Source organism: Staphylococcus sp. 11511212 (genome assembly GCF_011394755.1).
GTDB lineage: Bacteria > Bacillota > Bacilli > Staphylococcales > Staphylococcaceae > Staphylococcus > Staphylococcus chromogenes.
On the sequence record NZ_JAANBQ010000003.1, the window covers coordinates 603,249 to 623,254 of the forward strand.

17 protein-coding genes are annotated in these 20,006 nt (G+C 38.6%); 1 reads left to right on the forward strand and 16 read right to left on the reverse strand.

What is annotated here, in order from left to right; translation table 11 throughout:
- The 8 genes from rlmN to gmk form a co-directional block, all read right to left on the reverse strand.
- On the reverse strand, window positions 1–1,095 hold the full coding sequence (rlmN, locus tag G8Y84_RS04330; RefSeq protein ID WP_037573228.1) for a dual-specificity RNA methyltransferase RlmN: 1,095 nt from the start codon (window positions 1,093–1,095) through the stop codon (window positions 1–3).
- Complete coding sequence (gene rsmB / locus G8Y84_RS04335; RefSeq protein WP_107363455.1) at window positions 1,092–2,402, reverse strand: 16S rRNA (cytosine(967)-C(5))-methyltransferase RsmB; 1,311 nt, start codon at window positions 2,400–2,402, stop codon at window positions 1,092–1,094. The genes rlmN and rsmB overlap by 4 nt, the downstream gene beginning before the upstream one ends.
- On the reverse strand, window positions 2,403–3,341 hold the full coding sequence (gene fmt / locus G8Y84_RS04340) for a methionyl-tRNA formyltransferase (RefSeq protein ID WP_107366990.1): 939 nt from the start codon (window positions 3,339–3,341) through the stop codon (window positions 2,403–2,405).
- On the reverse strand, window positions 3,328–3,816 hold the full coding sequence (gene def / locus G8Y84_RS04345; RefSeq protein WP_037573221.1) for a peptide deformylase: 489 nt from the start codon (window positions 3,814–3,816) through the stop codon (window positions 3,328–3,330). The genes fmt and def overlap by 14 nt, the downstream gene beginning before the upstream one ends.
- Window positions 3,817–4,184: 368 nt before the next feature.
- Window positions 4,185–6,602, reverse strand: coding sequence for a primosomal protein N' (gene priA / locus G8Y84_RS04350; RefSeq protein WP_069191678.1), 2,418 nt, complete (start codon window positions 6,600–6,602; stop codon window positions 4,185–4,187).
- On the reverse strand, window positions 6,593–7,813 hold the full coding sequence (gene coaBC, locus G8Y84_RS04355; protein WP_165806134.1) for a bifunctional phosphopantothenoylcysteine decarboxylase/phosphopantothenate--cysteine ligase CoaBC: 1,221 nt from the start codon (window positions 7,811–7,813) through the stop codon (window positions 6,593–6,595). Before coaBC ends, priA begins: the two co-directional genes overlap by 10 nt.
- Before the next feature lie 178 nt (window positions 7,814–7,991).
- Window positions 7,992–8,201: a DNA-directed RNA polymerase subunit omega gene (gene rpoZ, locus G8Y84_RS04360; protein WP_037573213.1), complete on the reverse strand. Its 210-nt coding sequence runs from the start codon at window positions 8,199–8,201 to the stop codon at window positions 7,992–7,994.
- The gene (gene gmk, locus G8Y84_RS04365; protein ID WP_037573210.1) at window positions 8,201–8,824 is read right to left on the reverse strand and encodes a guanylate kinase; all 624 of its coding nucleotides are present in this window, start codon (window positions 8,822–8,824) and stop codon (window positions 8,201–8,203) included. Before gmk ends, rpoZ begins: the two co-directional genes overlap by 1 nt.
- A gap of 161 nt (window positions 8,825–8,985) precedes the next feature.
- On the opposite strand from gmk, the gene G8Y84_RS04370 reads away from it, so the two are divergent.
- Window positions 8,986–10,686: an Rqc2 family fibronectin-binding protein gene (locus tag G8Y84_RS04370; RefSeq protein ID WP_165806135.1), complete on the forward strand. Its 1,701-nt coding sequence runs from the start codon at window positions 8,986–8,988 to the stop codon at window positions 10,684–10,686.
- A gap of 15 nt (window positions 10,687–10,701) precedes the next feature.
- Here the strand turns inward: G8Y84_RS04370 and G8Y84_RS04375 are convergent, their stop codons facing one another.
- From G8Y84_RS04375 to G8Y84_RS04410, 8 genes are all read right to left on the reverse strand, one after another.
- Entirely contained in the window at window positions 10,702–11,115 is a 414-nt protein-coding gene (locus G8Y84_RS04375; protein ID WP_037573204.1) for a VOC family protein, read from the reverse strand.
- 343 nt (window positions 11,116–11,458) lie between these two features.
- Window positions 11,459–12,067 (reverse strand): orotate phosphoribosyltransferase, encoded by a 609-nt coding sequence (pyrE, locus tag G8Y84_RS04380; protein WP_165806136.1) that lies wholly within the window; start codon window positions 12,065–12,067, stop codon window positions 11,459–11,461.
- A complete protein-coding gene (gene pyrF / locus G8Y84_RS04385) occupies window positions 12,067–12,759 on the reverse strand; it encodes an orotidine-5'-phosphate decarboxylase (protein ID WP_037573200.1) in 693 nt (230 codons plus the stop codon). The genes pyrE and pyrF overlap by 1 nt, the downstream gene beginning before the upstream one ends.
- Before the next feature lie 3 nt (window positions 12,760–12,762).
- Window positions 12,763–13,680 (reverse strand): dihydroorotate dehydrogenase, encoded by a 918-nt coding sequence (locus G8Y84_RS04390; protein ID WP_165806137.1) that lies wholly within the window; start codon window positions 13,678–13,680, stop codon window positions 12,763–12,765.
- Complete coding sequence (locus G8Y84_RS04395; protein WP_165806138.1) at window positions 13,677–14,441, reverse strand: dihydroorotate dehydrogenase electron transfer subunit; 765 nt, start codon at window positions 14,439–14,441, stop codon at window positions 13,677–13,679. The genes G8Y84_RS04390 and G8Y84_RS04395 overlap by 4 nt, the downstream gene beginning before the upstream one ends.
- Before the next feature lie 12 nt (window positions 14,442–14,453).
- Window positions 14,454–17,627 carry a carbamoyl-phosphate synthase large subunit gene (gene carB / locus G8Y84_RS04400; RefSeq protein WP_103159270.1) on the reverse strand — a complete coding sequence of 1,058 codons (3,174 nt, stop codon included), beginning with the start codon at window positions 17,625–17,627 and terminating at the stop codon, window positions 14,454–14,456.
- The gene (locus G8Y84_RS04405; RefSeq protein ID WP_037573195.1) at window positions 17,620–18,720 is read right to left on the reverse strand and encodes a carbamoyl phosphate synthase small subunit; all 1,101 of its coding nucleotides are present in this window, start codon (window positions 18,718–18,720) and stop codon (window positions 17,620–17,622) included. Before G8Y84_RS04405 ends, carB begins: the two co-directional genes overlap by 8 nt.
- Complete coding sequence (locus G8Y84_RS04410) at window positions 18,720–19,994, reverse strand: dihydroorotase (RefSeq protein WP_105962751.1); 1,275 nt, start codon at window positions 19,992–19,994, stop codon at window positions 18,720–18,722. The genes G8Y84_RS04405 and G8Y84_RS04410 overlap by 1 nt, the downstream gene beginning before the upstream one ends.
- Between the last annotated feature and the right edge of the window lie 12 nt (window positions 19,995–20,006).

Sequence of the window (20,006 nt, forward strand, 5' to 3'; positions counted from 1 at the left end):
CTACCTCGTTTCTGCTTCACGTTCTTTTGCACGTAGTTGTCCACACGCTGCATCTATATCTGAACCTTGTTCACGTCTAATTGTAGCATTGATTCCTAAACGTTTTAATTCTTTTTCAAATTTAAAAATATCATCTTTAGGTGTTTTAACATAATTACGCTCTGGTACATGGTTCACTGGGATAAGATTCACATGACAATTCAATGGCTTAATTAAGGCAGCGAGCTCTCGTGCATGCTCAAGTTGATCATTGACGCCACCGAACAACCCATATTCAAACGTAATGCGACGATTCGTTTTTTCTTGATAATATTGTATGGCTTCCATCAATTTATTCACATCGTAGGCTCTATTAATCGGCATTAATTTTGAACGAATTTCATTATTTGCCGCATGTAAACTTACAGCAAAGTTAATTTGTAATGATTCGTCTGCAAAATCATAGATGCGCGGAATAATGCCTGATGTGGACACCGTAATGTGACGTGCACCAATATTTAAGCCTTCATCGTGATTTACAATTTTCAAAAAGTCCATCATTTCATCATAGTTTTCAAAAGGTTCCCCAATCCCCATAATTACAATAGAGGATACCCGTTCATCTGTCTCATCTAAAGCTTTTTGTACCGTTAATACTTGAGAAACGATTTCGCCAGCTTCAAGGTTACGTTTCAGTCCCCCCAAAGTTGAAGCACAAAAAGTGCAACCAATACGACAGCCCACTTGTGTTGTTACGCAAACTGAATTCCCATAGTCATGACGCATTAATACAGTTTCGATTGTGTAGCCGTCTTGTAATTGGAATAAAAATTTAATAGTGCCATCTCGACTTTCTTGCTTAACCACGGTTTCTAATGTAGTAATGACAAAATTGTCAGCTAAAAGTTGACGTAAATCTTTCGATAAATTCGTCATCTCTTCAAAAGCATCCACACGTTTGTCATAAAGCCATTCATAAATTTGTTTCGCTCGGAAACTTTGTTGACCATGCTCACTTAGCCACTGTTTCATCTCATCATAACGTAAAGAATAAATCGATTGTTTCTCGAAATCAGGTAAAAATTTATTTTTCTTCTTCTTTTCTGCAGTGATCATTTCGCACGTTCCTTTCTTTTAATTTTCGTAATGAAGAAGCCATCTGTATTCAAATCTTGAGGTAACAGTTGTAGGGTGCGCGTCTTTAGTCCATTCACTGGATTGATAAAGGGTTCAAACTCAAACTCAGGATGCGCTTTTAAAAATGTATAAATCACATTTTCATTCTCCATCTGCTCAATGGTACATGTGGAATAAACAAGTGTTCCTCCTTCTTTTAAGGCATGTACAACGTTTTCTAATATTTTCAACTGTACTTCGACGAGAGAAGCAACTTGCGCCTCAGTCATCGTATATTTAATTTCCGGTTTATGTCGTAGGACACCTAAACCACTACATGGGGCGTCGACAATAATTTTGTCATATTTTTTTGTGTATGGCGTCGTAGCATCATGAACGGATGCTGAAATGTTCTTCAATTTTAATTTATTTATATTCTCTTCGATTAACGTAATTTTATGTTCGTGAATATCTGTCGCATCAACGTGACCGGTATTTTTCATTAATTCCGCTGTTTGGCAAGCTTTTCCACCTGGTGCACTACAGCAGTCTAATATCTCTTCACCGGGTTGCGGATTTAATATTTCAGCGACAAACATCGAACTTTTATCTTGAATACTCAATTTGCCTTCTTTAAACAAGGTTGCGTCCATCACGGTTCCATGAGAGATATGCAAACAGACATCTATATGTGTATCTTTTTCTACGGTATAACCTTCACTTTGAAGTTGTTCAACTGCGGCATCCACAGATAATTGCGTTTTATTTACGCGGACGGTTTGTGGAACCGGGTGTTGCATCGCTTTTAAGATAGCTTCAGTTGTTTCTATCCCGTAATGCGTTTTCCAATGCTTCACAATCCACTGTGGCATACTATATTGAATAGATAAGCGTTTAACCTCATCTTTGATAGCCGTTAAATCAGGCAAATCTTCTGTGGTGACACGTCTTAAAATAGCATTAACGGTATTCCCTGTTTGTTGACCTCCACGCTTTTTCGCAAGTGTTACGGCTTCGTTAATAATGGCATGCGTTGGTATTTTATCCATATAAATGAATTGGTAGAGGCTCATCCACAATAACCGACGTACCCATCCTTTAATTTTTGTTTTGATAAAAGGCTTTAAATAATAATCTAGCGTCAATTTGTGCTGAATCGTGCCGTAAACTAATGCGGTCAACAATCCTCGATCTGCAGCACTTAAAGATTCGCGCGTTAACACTTCATTAATCTTCAAGTTACTATAGGCGCCCTCTTTAAATACCGCTTCTATCGTTTCAAGACTTAATGCGCGCACTGTAGTCATTTATCCTAAGTCCTTTCCAACAAGCTCTTCTTGATATCCACTTAAAAAATTGGCTGTTGGCATGCGTTTTTTACCCGCCAATTGAATTTCTTTTAACGCAATACTTTCACTTGAACCTGTTCCGACAATGATTTGTTTTTTTGTCGTTCGAATAATTTTCCCCGCTTCACCTGTTATATCCTTCACAATATCAGCAGCATAAATTTTCATGACTTTATCATCAAAGCGCGTCGATGCCACGGGCCATGGTGAAAGGCCACGAATATGATTGAAAATCGTACGTGCATCTTGTGACCAATCAATCCACTCATCTTCACGTTGAATATTTGAAGCAAATGAAGCTTTCGTATCGTCTTGTGCGGTACGTGGATTTGTGCCATTTAAAATAGAGGGTAACGTGTCACTTAATAACTTCGTGCCTAACGCACTTAATTTATCATGCATCGTGCCCACGTTATCTTGATCTTCAATCGGTAAGGCTTGTTGCGCAATCATATCACCAGCATCAAGTCGTTCTACCATATACATAATCGTTACACCTGTTTCACTTTCTCCATCTATGATGGCTTGGTGAATAGGTGCACCTCCTCGATATTTTGGGAGTAATGAGGCATGTACATTCACTGCCCCATATTTAGGGTGGTCAAGTAACGCTTTTGGTAATAATTGTCCAAATGCTGCCGTTACAATCAAATCATACTCCATATTTAATAATGTGTTTAGTGTCTCAGAGTCACTGAGTTTTTCCGGTTGATATACAGGGACATCATGCGCCATAGCAACCTTTTTTACCGGGGGTGGTGTCAACGTCCGTTTTCGTCCAACAGGGCGATCTGGTTGTGTAACGACCGCAACAACCTCATAAGATTCTATTAACATTTCTAAAATCGAAGTCGAAAAATCTGGTGTCCCCATAAAAACAATTTTATTCTTCGTCATAATACGCCTCCAATTCTTGTTCTGTAATCTCTCTATCCATTATATCTGTAAATAATATGCCATTTAAATTGTCAATTTCATGTAAAATCATTCGTGCGATATCATCATAAGCGGTGAGCTCAACTTCGCGCCCATATATATCTTGGCTTTTTACGGTAATCATTTGACTTCGCGTCACTTCACCAAAACGATGAGGTACACTCAAACAACCTTCTATCTCCGTAACTTGTTTTTCTGACGCCTTTATAAGCGTTGGATTAATCAACTGTAAAAGTCCATCTTGTTCCATGTCTACAAGCGCGATTTGTTGAGAGATTCCAATTTGAGGGGCACTCAGTGCTTGGCCACCCGACTCATACATCGTATCTTCGAGATCTTGAAAAATTTCCGTCAAAGTCGAATCAAAAGTTTCTACACGGTTTGCTTTTTTATGAATGAGTGGATTGTCATCTGTTAAAATTTTCTTAATTGCCATCAGTCTTTCTCCTATTAAAATTCATCATTATATTATAGCTTAAATTGCCAAAAAATGCGATGTAGGTTCACACTTGTTTCCGCATTTGTTGTCATTTGAAATTTTACGCTTCCTTCAAGTCAGGCCACGCATTCTTTTAGCGATAGGACGCTACTATCATTACTTAAAGAAAGTGGAATTAAACGCCTTCGTTTATGGATACACCTCATTCAAAAATTTAATTATGGCCTTTAAATTTGTAATAGAAGAGCCATCAAAATTTTTCTGTGGGTAAATTTTGATGGCTCTCTCAGTTTTTGCGGGCGCTCTTGACACTCGCGCTCTCTTATTCATGTCGTCACGATGGTCTCATTTTAACATTTCATGTCTTACATCATATTGTAAGGATGAATGTCTATTTTTAACGCTAACTTATCTTTGACATATTGCTCATGATAGTAATCATCTAAATAGGTTAATGCATGAACCAATGAGGGTTCACTTTTGTATTTTACAAGCACTTGAAAACGATGTTCGTGGTTGATTTTAGGAATCGCCGCAGCTGAAGGACCTAAAATGAATGCCTTATCTGATAAATGCTGAATTAAAATTTGATGAACATGTGTGGCTGCTTGTAAAACTTTTTTCATATTTTCATGCGTGATTGTAAAATTAATCAAATAATAATAAGGGGGATATTGTCCGATTTGTCTAAAACGCATTTCCTTTTGATAGAAATTTAAATAGTCATTGGACTTCACATCTTGAATGGCATAATGGTCTGGATTATACGTTTGAATTATGACCTCTCCGGTCTTTTCATGACGTCCCGCGCGTCCAGCCACTTGTGTCAGTAATTGGAACGTACGCTCGCTTGCACGAAAATCTGGCAAATTTAATAAAGTATCCGCGTTTAACACACCCACTAATGTAATGTTTGGGAAATCTAGGCCTTTCGCAATCATTTGCGTGCCTAATAAAATATCTCCTTCTCCCTCGCCAAATTGACGTAACATTTTTTCATGACTGCCCTTTTGCGTCGTCGTATCGACATCCATTCGAATCACACGCGCCTCTGGAAACATCTCATTTAGTACTTCTTCTACTTTTTGCGTCCCTGTCCCCATTTGTCGAATATGCTCACTTTCGCAATTAGGACATTGAAATGGCGCCGCTTCTTGATAACCACAATAGTGGCATTTTAATTGATCCGTGGATTTATGATACGTTAATGAAATGTCACAATTAGGGCACTGTGGGACGTGTCCACAATCACGACAAAGCATAAATGAAGCATAACCTCGACGGTTCAGAAAAAGCACTGTTTGCTCTTGTCGGTCCAATCGTGCTTGAATCGCCGTTCTCAGTTGTTCTGAAAACATAGAACGATTCCCTTGCGCCAATTCCTCTCGCATATCACAAATCTCTATTTGAGGTAAAGGCTGTTGATTGACGCGAGAAGGCATAGATAATAAATGATACACCCCTTTTTCAGCACGCGCATAACTTTCTAAACTCGGTGTCGCACTTCCAAGTACTAAAGGGCATTGATGATAACGTGCACGCCAAAGAGCGATATCTCGTGCATGGTATCGTGGATAGTCTTCTTGTTTATAAGTCGCCTCATGCTCCTCATCAATAATGATAATTCCTAAATTTTTAAAAGGCGCAAAAACACTGGAACGCGCACCAACACTCACGCTTGCACGGCCATCTCTAATTTTTTGCCATTCGTCATAGCGTTCCCCTTTTGATAGCGCAGAATGTAACACTGCGACTTCATCGCCAAATCGTCGTTTAAAACGGTTCACCATTTGAGGTGTTAACGCGATTTCAGGGACTAACATCATGGCCGTTTTCTGTTGCGTCAGAACTTGATCAATAATCTGTAAATAGACTTCTGTTTTTCCAGAACCTGTCACACCATGAAGTAAAAATGTTTCTGATTGCTCTTCATACAGTGCTTGTTGGAGTTGATCAAATGCGTGTTGTTGTTCCTCAGTTAATGCTCGTTTGGCTTCCGCCTCAAATATCCGCCCTGCATAAGGGTCACGTTCAACAATCGCTTCATATTTTTCTAAAATCCCTTTTTGCGTTAACGTTTTAATAGAGGAATTTGAAAAACCCATATCTAAAAGTTCTTTCAAAAAAACGTCACGTCGTTGTTCATCTAGTAAAAATGCGACGAGTTCATGCTGTTTAGGATATTTTTCTAAATGCGCTAATAACGCATCCCCTTCTTCAAGTTGAGCCAATCGAACGGCTTTCTGGGTTTTTTTCGTCGTCGTTTGATTCAATAATGTCACTTCACGAAGACGCCCATCCGCTAAATAAGGTTGTAACGTTTGAATCATTTCATCTTTTTGCGCTTGTTGATAGCGATACTGGCCATTTGCATCGAAATATGATATCACGGATTGTGGCAATTCGGCTTCAGGCGTTATTTCAAAAACTTTCGTATATTTAGCTTTAATGGCACTCGGTAACATCGCTTCTAAAATCGAAATACGCTTAGAAACAAAATATTGACTAAACCACGCACTTAATTGGACCAATTCTTCTGTCAATTCAGGTTGAATATCTTTCACTTCAAGCAAGGATTTAATTTTGGATAAGTCATATTCCGCCTCTTCTTCAGATATCACTTGCATGACATAACCTTGAATTTTTCGAGGACCAAAAGGAACAATAACGCGAACACCGGGTTGCACCACTGACTGTAAATCTTTCGGTATGCGATAATCAAATGTTCTGTCGACGCTTTTTGAATCGATATCGACAATCACTTGAGCGATAGTCATGTCCATGCACCTGCTAATGCATCCAAAATATGGCGTGCGACCCCAATTTTCGCGCCTTTTGGAATGGCTACTTCTTGTCCCTCTTTAAAGTACATTGTGACTTCGTTTTCATCTGAGCTAAAACCAATGGATCTATCGCCTACATTATTGGCAATAATGACATCCGCATTTTTACGTTGAAGTTTGTCTTGTGCATAAGTCGCCACATGTTGTGTCTCAGCCGCAAAACCTACTAATTTTTGATGTGTTTTATGTTCCCCTAAGTACTTTAAAATATCTTGTGTTCGTTTAAATTCTACGGTGACATTGCCGTCTTTCTTTTTCATTTTATGCGTTAATGGTGCCACCGGTGTATAGTCTGAAACAGCAGCAGTTTTAAAAATAATATCTTGTGTTAGATAGTGTGTTTTAACTGCTTCAAACATTTCTTCTGCACTTTGAACGTGAATCATTTCTACGCCTTCAGGTGGTGTGATAAACGTAGGGCCTGAAACTAAAGTTACTTTAGCCCCTTCTGCTACAAGCGCTTCTGCAATCGCATACCCCATTTTGCCAGAAGCTCTATTGGAGACGAAACGGACGGGATCGATCACCTCGACGGTTGGCCCTGCCGTAATTAAAACTTTTTTATTTTTAAAATAAGACAACGCGTGAGACACTTTAGCAGAAGTTGGACTAGATGGTGTATTTTGACCTTGCTCTATCGCTAAAATAATATCCATGGGTTCTGCCATACGTCCTTTTGCGACATATCCACAAGCAAGAAATCCCTCACCCGGTTCAATCATATGATAACCATCTTCTTCTAACACACGCATATTATGCTGAATTCTAGGATTCTCATACATATGAACATTCATTGCTGGCGCTAAAAATTTAGGTTTAGCTGTAGCTAATAATGTGGACGTCACCATATCATCTGCAATACCATTGGCGAGTTTTGAAATAGTATTTGCAGTGGCAGGTGCCACAACGACAATATCTGCCCAATCTCCTAAGGCAATGTGTTGAATTTCTTCTGGATTTTCCTCTACGAACGTATTCGTATAGACCGCTTGCCGACTGATAGCTTGAAAAGACAAAGGGGTTAAAAATTCTTGCGCATGTGCGGTCATCATCACCCGAACATGATAACCTGCTTGTGTTAATTTACTAGTTAAATCGATGGCTTTGTATGCTGCAATACCACCAGTCACTGCGAGTAATATATTTTTCATTTATTCCACTCCTGTTAGCACTCTTGATTCGATTATAGTATAGCCTTGTCTTGTTTTCACATGATAGGTATTTAAATAAATGCTTCATGGTGTTAATAGATTTCATATAGCAAAAGGCCAAGACATCTATTTGTGTAGCTGTCCTAGCCTTTATGTTTACCAATATCGGTATGTGTTATTAGAAATTTTTAGGGTCAACGTAAGGATGTACTTTGTTCGCAGCGATTTCTTCTAAAGCACGTCCTACTGTTTTTTTACTTTGATAGTCATTCAATAATAAATGTTCAGGGTCCGCCTGAATTTCACGTGCGCGCTTTGCAGCGGTAGTCGCAATTAAATATTTAGAACTGATTTTATCTTGTAATTGATGAATAGGTGGATATAACATTATTTTTTAGCCTCCAATAACATTTTTCGATATTTTGCTTCAATACGTTCACGCTTTAAGTGTTCTGCTTCTACAATAGCTTGAATTCGGTCTTTCGCAAGGTCAACCTCATCATTAACTACGACATAATCGTAAAGATTCATCATCTCAACCTCTTTACGCGCTTCATTAACACGGCTTTGAATTTTTTCTTCAGATTCCGTCCCACGTCCGATTAATCGTTCTCTCAAATGATCTAGACTTGGAGGCGCTAAAAAGATAAATAGTGCATCAGGAAATTTTTTGCGAACTTGTTTTGCCCCTTCAACTTCGATTTCTAAGAAGACATCATGTCCAGCATTCATTGTCTCTCTTACATACTGAACAGGTGTGCCATAATAATTGCCCACATATTCAGCGTATTCAATAAACGCATCTTCTTCAATGAGCTTTTCAAATTCATCCCTTGTTTTGAAAAAATAATCCACGCCATCTGTTTCTCCAACACGCATCGAACGTGTCGTCATTGAGATTGAATATTTATAAGATGTCGTCGGATCATCAAAAATCCGCTTTCGAACTGTGCCCTTTCCTACACCAGAAGGGCCTGAGAGTACTATAAGTAAGCCTTTTTCAGTATCCATTCCTTACGACCTTTCCTTCGCTATTCTCTAGTTATTAACATATCTTACCATAATTTCAATTCTATTGTATAGAGTTGATATATAGAAAAGTTTCAATCTGCACATTAGAATTTTGCGTGTTATAATGAAACAATGAATTTTAATAAAGGTGGCCCGAAAACATGGCATTTGATGGACTTTTCACTCGAAAAATGGTTGAATCCCTTCAACCCCTCGTCTCTGGACGTATTCACAAAATAAATCAACCGGAAAACGACACCATTTTAATGGTTGTGCGACAAAATCGTAAAAATCATCAATTGTTGTTGTCCATTCATCCAAATTTCGCCCGAATACATCTCACAGAGAAGAAATACGACAATCCTTTTGAACCTCCAATGTTCGCACGTGTTTTCCGCAAACATTTAGAAGGCGGGATTATTCAAGCAATACGGCAAATTGGTAATGACCGACGTGTTGAAATTGATGTAATCAGTAAAGATGAAATTGGTGATACGATTCATCGCACTATTATTTTAGAAATTATGGGTAAGCATAGTAACCTTATACTCGTTAACGATAACCGCAAAATCATTGAAGGTTTCAAACATCTCACTCCCAATACCAATCAGTATCGTACTGTGATGCCGGGATTCGAGTACGAAGCGCCGCCCACACAAGATAAGCACAACCCGTTTGACTATGAAGGGACAGATGTTTTAAAATTCATCGATTTTAATGCTGGGCGCATTGATCGTCAACTCTTACAAACCTTCGAAGGCTTTTCGCCATTGATTACAAAAGAAATCACCGCACGCCGTCAATTCATGACAACAACGACTTTGCCTGAGGCTTACGATGAAGTTTTAGCAGAAATCGATGAACCTGCAAAACCTGTTTTCCATAAGAACAACGACACCGGTAAAGAAGATTTTTATTTTATGGATTTAGAACAATTTTACGATGACAAAATTGAATATGCGTCGCTTCATCAATTGCTAGATCGATTTTATGAAGCACGAGGAGAACGAGAACGTGTCAAACAACGCGCGAATGATTTAGTCAAACTTGTTCACCAATTACTTCAAAAAAATCAAAATAAATTGTCAAAATTAATAGATGAACAAGAGGGCACTCAAAACAAAGAACAACAACAATTGTTTGGAGAATTGATTACCGCAAATATTTATCAACTTAAAACTGGAGATGCCTCATTAACTACATTAAATTATTATACAGGTGAAGAAGTGACGATTTCGCTTGACCCGACCAAGTCACCTGCAGATAACGCACAATATTACTACAAACAATATAACCGTTTAAAAACACGTGAGCGTGAATTAAAACATCAAATTGCCCTGACGCAAGCCAATATTGATTATTTCGAAAATATTGAACAACAATTGTCACATATTACCGTGCATGAAATTGACGACATTCGTGATGAACTCGCAGAACAAGGATTTATTAAACAACGTAAAAACGTCAAGAAAAAGAAAAATGCACAAATGCAACTTCAAACTTATATTTCTACTGATGGAGATACTATCCACATCGGTAAAAACAATAAGCAAAATGACTATTTAACTAATAAACTCGCTAAAAAATCACAACTTTGGTTTCATACTAAAGACATCCCTGGGAGCCACGTCGTAATTATGGCTGAATCTCCAAGTCAAAACACCATTGAGGAAGCGGCAATGATAGCCGCTTACTTCTCAAAGGCTGGACAATCTGGACAAATACCTGTTGACTATACAGAAATTAAACATGTGCACAAACCAAGCGGTGCGAAGCCTGGATTTGTCACGTATGATAATCAAAAAACACTATATGCTACCCCTGACTATGATAAAATCAAAGCCTTACAAAAAAATGATTAGGTCCGTGTGACCTAATCATTTTTTAGTTTCAGGAAGTGCGAGTTGGAAGTTAACTCCAAATTTATCTTGTACCCATGCAAATTCTCGATATTGTGGTTGCATTTCCGTTTTCGGCATTAAAATAGCACCACCGTCTTTTAAGCCATTGTATAAAATATCCATTTCATATTGGTCTTTCGCAGTGACAAATAAGGACATCGCAGGATTCATTTCAATCTCTGTCCCATTCATATTATCAATTGCCATGAACACTTGACCGTTTAATTTGAAAATCGTATGTTGAACTTTACCTTCATATTGTGGTGTCGTATTGTCGTATTTTACCATCGTAATAATTTCACTATCTTCAAAGAGAGATGTATATAACTGAACGGCTTCTTCCGCATCCCCATTGAACATTAAAAATGTTGTAATTTTAGGTATTTTCATTTAAGTTCTCCTCCTCAATGTTAAAGGTCGCGTGCTGCCTTTAACATGATTATCTTTTTAACTTTCACTTATTAATATAACCCGTTACAATAGAAATAAATCATAAATTGGAGGCAAAATCACAATGATAAGCATGAATTTAATTATACCTATTCTTGTCCTTTTACTTATAATGCTCATCGGCTATGCATTCGCACGCTGGTTTTTAAGATAAAATGTTATCCAAATTTACAACAAGGCGACTAGGCATAGCGCTAGCCTAATAGAAGAGAGGCAACAAAATTTACCTCAGAGTAAAATTTGTTGCCTCTCTTCTTTTGAACGATGAACAACCTAACCTCTATTAAAGTGTATCTCTCCATTGAACGAGTGAGTCTATATCTTCTTTAGCAATTTGACCTTGTTCTGCAGCCACTTCAACAAGCTCATCAAAAGAGCTTAAAGTATAAAACGGCACATCCGCTTCCTTGAACATGTCATCTGCTTTTGATAAACCATAAGTAAAAATGGCAACGACACCTAACACTTCCGCCCCTGCTTCACGTAAGGCGTCTACTGCAGTGATAGATGATCCTCCAGTTGAAATTAAATCTTCAATGACAATCACTTTTTTCCCAAGACTTGCTGCACCTTCAATTTGATTTTGTTTGCCATGACTTTTACTTTTAGAGCGTACATAATTCATCGGTAATTTCATTTTTTCTGAAATAAAAGCGGCATGAGGAATACCAGCCGTCGCTGTGCCCGAAATCACTTCAACATTTTCAAAATGTGTTTCGATTAATTCAATCAATCCATCACGAATAGCTTCTCGTACTTCAGGATAGCCAAGAGTCACACGGTTATCACAATAGATCGGCGATTGAATGCCAGAACTCCACGTAAATCTATCGTTTGGAGACAACGAAACTGCCTCAATATCTAATAAAGATTGCGCAATTGCTTTAACCATTATTTTAACCAACTTTCTTTAATTTGATGATAACTTTCCACCGGTTGTGCGCTTTGAGTAATAGGACGACCCACAACAATATGTGTCGAACCTAATTGTTTTGCGTCTTCAGGAGTAGTCACACGTTTTTGATCGTTACGCGCACTATTCGCTGGTCGAATACCCGGTGTTACTTTTAAAAAGGAAGACCCACAATGTTCAGTAATTAACTGTGTTTCTAGTGGTGAACAAACAACGCCATCTAATCCAGACTGTTGTGCGAGTTTAGCATAATTCAGCACAGCTTCTTCGATAGAAGTTTGAATATTTTGCTCTTCATGCAACATTGTTTCAGTGGTAGACGTTAATTGTGTTACTGCAATGATTTTGGTTTTTTCATTTTGTGTTCTAAAACCTTCTACTGCACGGCGCATCATTTCAGAGCCACCTGCAGCATGCACATTGACTAAATCCACCTCTAGTTTAGCTAATCCTTCCATTGCTTTACCTACTGTGTTTGGAATATCATGAAGTTTTAAATCTAGAAAGATATCATGTCCCAAAGCTTTAATATCTTTTATTAAGGTTGGCCCTGTTTGATAAAACAATTCCATACCGACTTTGACAAAAAGAGGCTCATCAAAAGGTTTTAAAAACGTCATAACGTCTTCTTTGGAAGCAAAGTCTAGCGCAATGATGGGCGTGTTTTTCATACATTACAGTCCTTTCTGAGTACGTTCTTTTAATTCATGAATATGCGACACACCTAACTCATCTAACAGTGTAGGCAATGTATCAATAATTTCTTTACAAACAAGTGGATTTTGAAAATTAGCCGTTCCAACTGCTACAGCGTCAGCACCTACCGAAATGTAATCAATGACGTCTTGAGCTTTTTGAACGCCCCCCATAGCGATAATCGGAATCGTTGGGAGTGCCTTTCGCACCTCATAAACCATACGCAATGCGACTGGCTTAATGGCTGGGCCACTTAATCCACCAATGACATTACTAATGATTGGTCGTCCTGTTTTTGCATCAATACGAAGTCCCACAAGCGTATTAATCATCGTTAAACCGTCTGCATATTCCGCAATCGCTTGTGCCATTTCTACAATATTAGTGACATTCGGTGACAATTTGACATAAACCGGGACTGCAGATACGTCCTTCACTTTTCTGGTGAGTTCCGCAGCAACTTGTGGATCTACACCAAACTGCATGCCCCCTTCTTTCACATTTGGACAAGAGATATTAAGTTCAAGGGCTTTAACATTAGACGCCTTAGAGATGTATTCTGCGACATAGACATAGTCTTCTTCTGTAGACCCTGCAACATTCGCAATGATGGGCACATCATAGGCTTCAAGCGCTTTTAACTCATGGTCTAAAATGTGATGAACCCCTGGATTTTGAAGTCCTATCGCATTAATCATGCCACTATCTGTTTCAGCCACACGTGGCGTTTCATTACCGAAACGCGCTTCTTTTGTGGCCGCCTTAATCATGATAGCGCCAAGTTCAGAAAGGTTATAAAACTGGCTATACTCCGCACCAAAAGCAAAACATCCACTCGCAGGCATGACTGGATTTTTGAGTGATAATCCTGGAAGTTCAATGTTTAATCGACTCATAATACGACTGCTCCTTTTTCAAATACGGGACCGTCCGTACATACTTTGACATAATCAGTATTACTGTGGGGCACATGACAGACACATGCAAAACAAGCGCCAACGCCACAACCCATACGTTCTTCTAGTGAAATATAACCTGGCACATCTTTTAAAGTGTAGAGTTCCGTTAAAGCTTTAAGCATTGGTTTGGGTCCACACGTATAGTAAATATCATAGTCTACAGGTAATTGATTTATCACAGTTGTCACAAAACCTTTTTCCCCTAAAGAGCCATCTTCCGTGACAATATAGGTCTCACCTAACGCTTCAAATTGATTTTTATAGAATACATCTTGTTTTGAACGAAAACCTAAAACATGTACTGTTTCAATACCACGGGCATTTAACTGTTTTGAAAGTTCATAGAGCGGTGGAACACCAATGCCACCCCCAACAAGTAAAGCCTTCTTTTTAGCTTTATCTACAGGAAAACCATTTCCTAAAGGGGCAATGATATCTAGTTCATCTCCGGATTTTAGCGCTGCAATCTTTCGAGTCCCTTCACCTTCAGCTCGAAATAGCATCGTAAAACTTTGATGGTCTCTATCAATTTCACAAATAGATATCGGACGTCTTAACATGTGCAATGACCCTTCTCCTGTTTTAATATGCACGAATTGGCCAGGTTGTTTTAATTTTGAAACTGTCGGACCACTTACTTTTAATTCGTATATCCGATCTGCAATCATTTGATTTGAAAGCACTGTTAATTTTTCCACCGCTAATACCTCCTACATATTTCGCATTGAAAATGACATACTTTCAATGACATTCGTTAATGCATTTGCTGTATCAAGTGACGTAAGACAAGGGATACCATTTTCTACTGAAGTGCGTCGTATTTGGAAACCATCACGTTCAATCGTTTTACCTTTCGTCATCGTGTTAATCACGATTTGAACGTCACCTTCTTGAATTTTATGCAGTAAATCGTCTTCTCCACCAATTTTACCCACTGTCTCAACTTTAATATCATGCTCTGCTAAAACTTTTGCAGTCCCTGCTGTAGCAATAATTTTATAGCCAATTTGGTTTAAACGTTGTGCGATTTTTACCATTTCTTGTTTATCTTTATCACTCACGGTAATGAGTGCTGTTCCATAATCTTTAACTTCCATCCCTGAAGCTGTCAATCCTTTGTATAGCGCCTTTTCTAATGTAAGATCTCGTCCCATGACTTCCCCTGTAGATTTCATTTCAGGTCCAAGTGTAATATCTACATTTTTCAATTTATTAAAACTAAATACAGGCGCTTTGACAAACACACCTTCTTTATACGGTTGAACCCCTTGCGTATAACCTAGATCTTGAAGTTTTTCTCCCATAATCGCACGCATCGCTAGTTGTGCCATTTGAATTTCTGTAATTTTACTTAAAAATGGTACTGTTCGGCTTGAGCGCGGATTAACTTCTAGCACATAAACCCCATCATGTGCGAGTACAAATTGGATATTGATTAATCCAATCACATTCAAACCTTTTGCCAGTTTAATGGTATAGGCTTCTAAAGTCTCAATATCTTCTTGAGATAACGTTTGAGGTGGGTAAACAGCGATAGAGTCCCCAGAATGAACTCCCGCACGTTCGATATGTTCCATAATTCCTGGAATCATCACTGTTTCTCCATCACAAATTGCATCAACTTCTATTTCTTTTCCTGTTAAATAACGATCGACTAAAACGGGATGTTCAGGACTTGCTTTAACCGCTTCATTCATATAGTTTTCAAGTTCCACATCACTATACACGATTTCCATCGCACGACCACCTAAGACATATGAAGGTCTTACAACAACTGGGTAACCAATTTCACGCGCATTGTCCAGTGCTTCTTTTGCAGATGTGGCCGTTTTCCCTTTAGGCTGTGGCACTTGAATACGATTTAATAAGGCTTCAAACTCTTTTCGGTCTTCTGCACGGTTTAAATCTTCTAACGTTGTTCCTAAAATTTGGACCCCATGTTTAGCCAACTTGTCTGCTAAATTAATCGCAGTTTGTCCTCCAAACTGAACAACGACGCCTTTTGGTTGTTCAAGTTGAATAATATTCATCACATCTTCTTCTGTAAGAGGTTCAAAGTAAAGTTTGTCTGAAATTGAAAAGTCTGTCGATACCGTTTCAGGGTTGTTATTCACAATAATCGCTTCATATCCTGCATTTTGAATCGCCCACACTGCATGGACTGTTGCATAGTCAAACTCCACACCTTGACCGATACGAATAGGACCAGAACCAAGCACGATAATTTTTTCTTTATCTGTAACGATGGATTCGTTTTCCTCTTCATACGTTCCATAAAAATAAGGTGTCGTCGATTCAAATTCAGCCGCACATGTATCGACCATTTTATAAACAGGTTGAATCTGATGTTGTTGTCTCAGTTTAAAAACTTCCTCTTCCGTCATCTCGAAACGATGTGCGATTGTACGGTCACTAAATCCGAAACGTTTCGCAAATTTAAGGTAGTCAATATCCCCTTTATTTGCTTTTAAAGCGTGTTCCATATCGATGATATTTTTGAATTTATTTAAGAAGAAGTAATCAATTTTTGTCATTTCATGTATTTCTTCCAACGTCGTTCCACGTCTAATTGCTTCACCGATAAAGAAGAGGCGTTCATCATCTTGTGCTTTGATACGTTCTTTAATATAAGATAAATCAAACGATTCTCCATTTGGTAACCCTAAATGATGCACACCATACTCCAAAGAGCGGATGGCTTTTAACAACGATTCTTCGTAAGTACGGCCTATAGACATGACCTCGCCTGTTGCTTTCATCTGTGTTCCTAATTCACGCTCACCTTTTTCAAACTTATCAAATGGAAAGCGTGGAATTTTAGAAACGATATAATCTAAGCTCGGTTCGAATGCCGCATAAGACGTGCCTGTCACAGGGTTTTTCATTTCATCTAATGTCAAACCGACCGCAATTTTTGCGGCTAACTTGGCAATCGGATACCCTGTCGCTTTTGATGCGAGTGCAGATGAACGTGATACACGTGGATTGACTTCGATGATATAGTAGTTCATTGAATGTGGATCCAATGCTAATTGAACGTTACATCCACCCTCAATACCTAGAGCACGGATGACTTTGAGCGAAACATCACGTAACATTTGGTATTCCACATCTGATAATGTTTGACTCGGAGCTACGACGACGGAGTCTCCTGTATGAATACCTACGGGGTCGATATTTTCCATATTACATACAACGATGGCATTATCGTTTTTATCGCGCATCACTTCATATTCAATTTCTTTATATCCTGCGATGGATTTTTCGATTAAACATTGTGTCGCTGGACTATATTTCAAACCATTTGATACGACTTCTTTTAATTCATCATCGTTATAACAAATACCGCCACCTGTGCCACCCATCGTAAATGCTGGGCGAACAATAAGAGGATAACCCACCTCTTCTTTAAATTGAAATGCTTGTTCAAGCGTGTTAACGATATCACTTTCAGGAACAGGGACATTGAGTTCATTCATGAGTGTACGGAAACGTTCACGGTCTTCCGCGCGTTCGATTGAATCTAACTCAGTGCCGAGTAATTTCACGTTGTTAGAAGCTAAAACTCCACTGTTATGAAGTTCAATCGCCATGTTCAAACCCGTTTGTCCCCCTAAAGTTGGTAGTAAAGCATCGGGTTGTTCTTTTCGAATAATGCGCGCTATAAAATCGTGCGTCAACGGTTCAATATAGACTTTATCCGCAATTTCTTTATCTGTCATAATTGTCGCAGGGTTAGAATTGACCAAAATGACACGGTAGCCTTCTTCTCTTAAAGCTAAACATGCTTGAGTTCCTGCATAGTCAAACTCTGCAGCTTGACCGATAATAATCGGTCCTGATCCAATGACGAGAATAGATTGAATATCGTTTCTTTTAGGCATGATGAACGCGCTCCTTCTTTTTTTGTTCTAGCATTAATTCGATAAATTGATCAAATAAGTAATTTGAATCTGTCGGTCCAGGACAAGCTTCAGGATGGTATTGCACAGAAAAGGCAGGTTCAAACTTATGTCGTAAGCCTTCTATTGTGCCATCGTTCAGTGCGATATGTGTAACTTCTAAATCGGTTTCTTTTAATGAGTCTGCATCAATCGCATACCCGTGATTTTGGCTTGTTAATGCAATTTTACCTGTGCTTAAGTCTTTCACAGGGTGGTTGGCACCGCGATGACCAAATTTCATTTTAAAAGAAGTGGCTCCTTGTGAGAGTGCAAACAATTGATGTCCGAGACAAATGCCGAAAAATGGAATTTTGCCGATGATACCTTTAATCATATCCACAGCAACTTGAACATCTGCTGGATCTCCAGGGCCGTTAGACAACATCACACCATCTGGAGACATTTTAATAATTTCTTCAGCTGTTGTGTCGTAAGGAACAACTGTGACCTCACAACCTCTTGCATTCAATTCGCGTACAATATTTTGCTTTTTCCCAAAGTCAACTAACACAACACGCAAATCAAATCCTGTAGAGACATATGGGGTTTTCGTAGACACTGTCGGAACTTCATTTCGTGGAAATTCGATTGTTTTCAAGTTTTGAATAGTCGTCTCAATCTCAGTTTCATTATCAACGAATGCGGCTTTTAAGACACCGTGTTCACGAATTTTTTTAGTAATACTTCGTGTATCTACACCACTAATACCTGGAATATCAAATTCTTTTAGCACGTCATTCAAAGTTTTTTGTGCTCGAAAATTACTCGGCGCTTGACATGCTTCTTTCACCACAACCCCTTTTAATGTGGGGATTAATGATTCAAAATCGTCACGATTAATTCCGTAGTTTCCAATTAAAGGGTAAGTGAATGTAATTATTTGGCCTGTATATGAAGGATCAGAAAGTGTCTCTTGATAACCTGTCATAGCCGTGTTAAAAACAATTTCACCTTGCGTTAGTGTGTCAGCTCCCAATTTAAAACCTGTATAGTACGTTCCATCCTCAAGTACGAGATATCGTTTTTCAAACATTATTTCCCCTCCTCATAGCGTATCTCGCCATCTACCATCGTAAATAGCGTTTTACCGTAAACCTTTTCTCCTAAAAATGGTGTGTTAGAAGATTTAGATAAAAAGTCTTGTGCTTTTATCTCGTATGCCTCATCTAAATTGATTAACGTTAAATCAGCCACAGCCCCTTCTTTCAAAGTGCCATAAGGCAAATCAAATACTTGTGCCGGCTTGATTGTAATATAGTCCACTAATTGTTGTAATGTCCATTCGCCTGTTTTTACAAAATGTGTATAGAGTAACGGAAATGCTGTTTCACTTCCGACGATTCCAAACGGTGCACGTGTCATAGGTTGATTTTTTTCATCTTCAGCATGAGGTGCATGGTCAGTTGCGATGATATCAATCGTTCCATCTAATAATCCTTCAATTAATGCTTGTCGATCTTCAACGCTTCTTAAAGGTGGATTCATTTTGTAAATCGCATTGTCACCAGGAATATCTTCTTCTGTTAATAATAAGTGATGGGGTGTCACTTCTGCGGTCACTGGAATGCCTGCTTTTTTCGCGTCACGAATTACACGAACACTTTCTTTTGTAGACACATGACATACATGATAATGACAACCTGTCGCTTCACTTAATAACACATCACGTGCAATTTGAACCGATTCACAAATGTTCGGAATGCCCGGAATCCCAAGTTCCTCACTTCTTTTACCTTCGTGCATGGCACCTCCGTAGATTAAACTATTGTCTTCACAATGAGCAACAACAGCTTTGTTGACTGCTTTGGCTTGTTGCATCGCTTCATACATTTTGGCTGCTTCTTGTACACCCACACCGTCATCTGTGAAAGCAAATGCGCCTTCACTTGCTAATGCTTCAAAATCAACATGTTTCTTTCCTGCTTGACGTTCTGTAATGGCAGCATAAGGTAATACTCGAACTTGGGCATTTTCATCAATCAATTGTTGTAAATGACGCATATTCTCAACTGAATCTGGCACAGGTTTTGTATTTGGCATTGGGCACACTGTTGTAAAACCACCACGTGCTGCTGCCTTTGTCCCTGTTTCAATTGTTTCTTTATGTTCGCCACCGGGTTCTCTTAAGTGTACGTGGACATCAATAAAACCAGGAGATAAGAAATGTCCTTTAGCATCTATGATTTGCATTTCAGATTGAGGTTCAATTTGTGTGGCAATTGATTTTATTTTCCCTTCTTGAATTAAAACATCAACTTGCTTTAACGTCCCTGCTTCTAACATTTTTGCATTTTGAATTAAAACCATCATAATCTCTCC

Excerpts from the sequence above, each read along its gene's own strand:
- G8Y84_RS04405 (WP_037573195.1), bottom strand. The coding sequence starts at position 18,720 with ATGTTTGAAAAACGATATCTCGTACTTGAGGATGGAACGTACTATACA.
- priA (WP_069191678.1), bottom strand. The coding sequence starts at position 6,602 with ATGGACATGACTATCGCTCAAGTGATTGTCGATATCGATTCAAAAAGC.
- G8Y84_RS04375 (WP_037573204.1), bottom strand. The coding sequence starts at position 11,115 with ATGAAAATACCTAAAATTACAACATTTTTAATGTTCAATGGGGATGCG.
- def (WP_037573221.1), bottom strand. The coding sequence starts at position 3,816 with ATGGCAATTAAGAAAATTTTAACAGATGACAATCCACTCATTCATAAA.
- G8Y84_RS04410 (WP_105962751.1), bottom strand. The coding sequence starts at position 19,994 with ATGGTTTTAATTCAAAATGCAAAAATGTTAGAAGCAGGGACGTTAAAG.
- pyrF (WP_037573200.1), bottom strand. The coding sequence starts at position 12,759 with ATGAAAAACACGCCCATCATTGCGCTAGACTTTGCTTCCAAAGAAGAC.
- pyrE (WP_165806136.1), bottom strand. The coding sequence starts at position 12,067 with ATGGTTAAAGCAATTGCGCAATCTTTATTAGATATTGAGGCAGTTTCG.
- rlmN (WP_037573228.1), bottom strand. The coding sequence starts at position 1,095 with ATGATCACTGCAGAAAAGAAGAAGAAAAATAAATTTTTACCTGATTTC.
- fmt (WP_107366990.1), bottom strand. The coding sequence starts at position 3,341 with ATGACGAAGAATAAAATTGTTTTTATGGGGACACCAGATTTTTCGACT.
- gmk (WP_037573210.1), bottom strand. The coding sequence starts at position 8,824 with ATGGATACTGAAAAAGGCTTACTTATAGTACTCTCAGGCCCTTCTGGT.
- G8Y84_RS04390 (WP_165806137.1), bottom strand. The coding sequence starts at position 13,680 with ATGAGTCGATTAAACATTGAACTTCCAGGATTATCACTCAAAAATCCA.
- carB (WP_103159270.1), bottom strand. The coding sequence starts at position 17,627 with ATGCCTAAAAGAAACGATATTCAATCTATTCTCGTCATTGGATCAGGA.
- rpoZ (WP_037573213.1), bottom strand. The coding sequence starts at position 8,201 with ATGTTATATCCACCTATTCATCAATTACAAGATAAAATCAGTTCTAAA.
- coaBC (WP_165806134.1), bottom strand. The coding sequence starts at position 7,813 with ATGAAAAATATATTACTCGCAGTGACTGGTGGTATTGCAGCATACAAA.
- rsmB (WP_107363455.1), bottom strand. The coding sequence starts at position 2,402 with ATGACTACAGTGCGCGCATTAAGTCTTGAAACGATAGAAGCGGTATTT.
- G8Y84_RS04370 (WP_165806135.1), top strand. The coding sequence starts at position 8,986 with ATGGCATTTGATGGACTTTTCACTCGAAAAATGGTTGAATCCCTTCAA.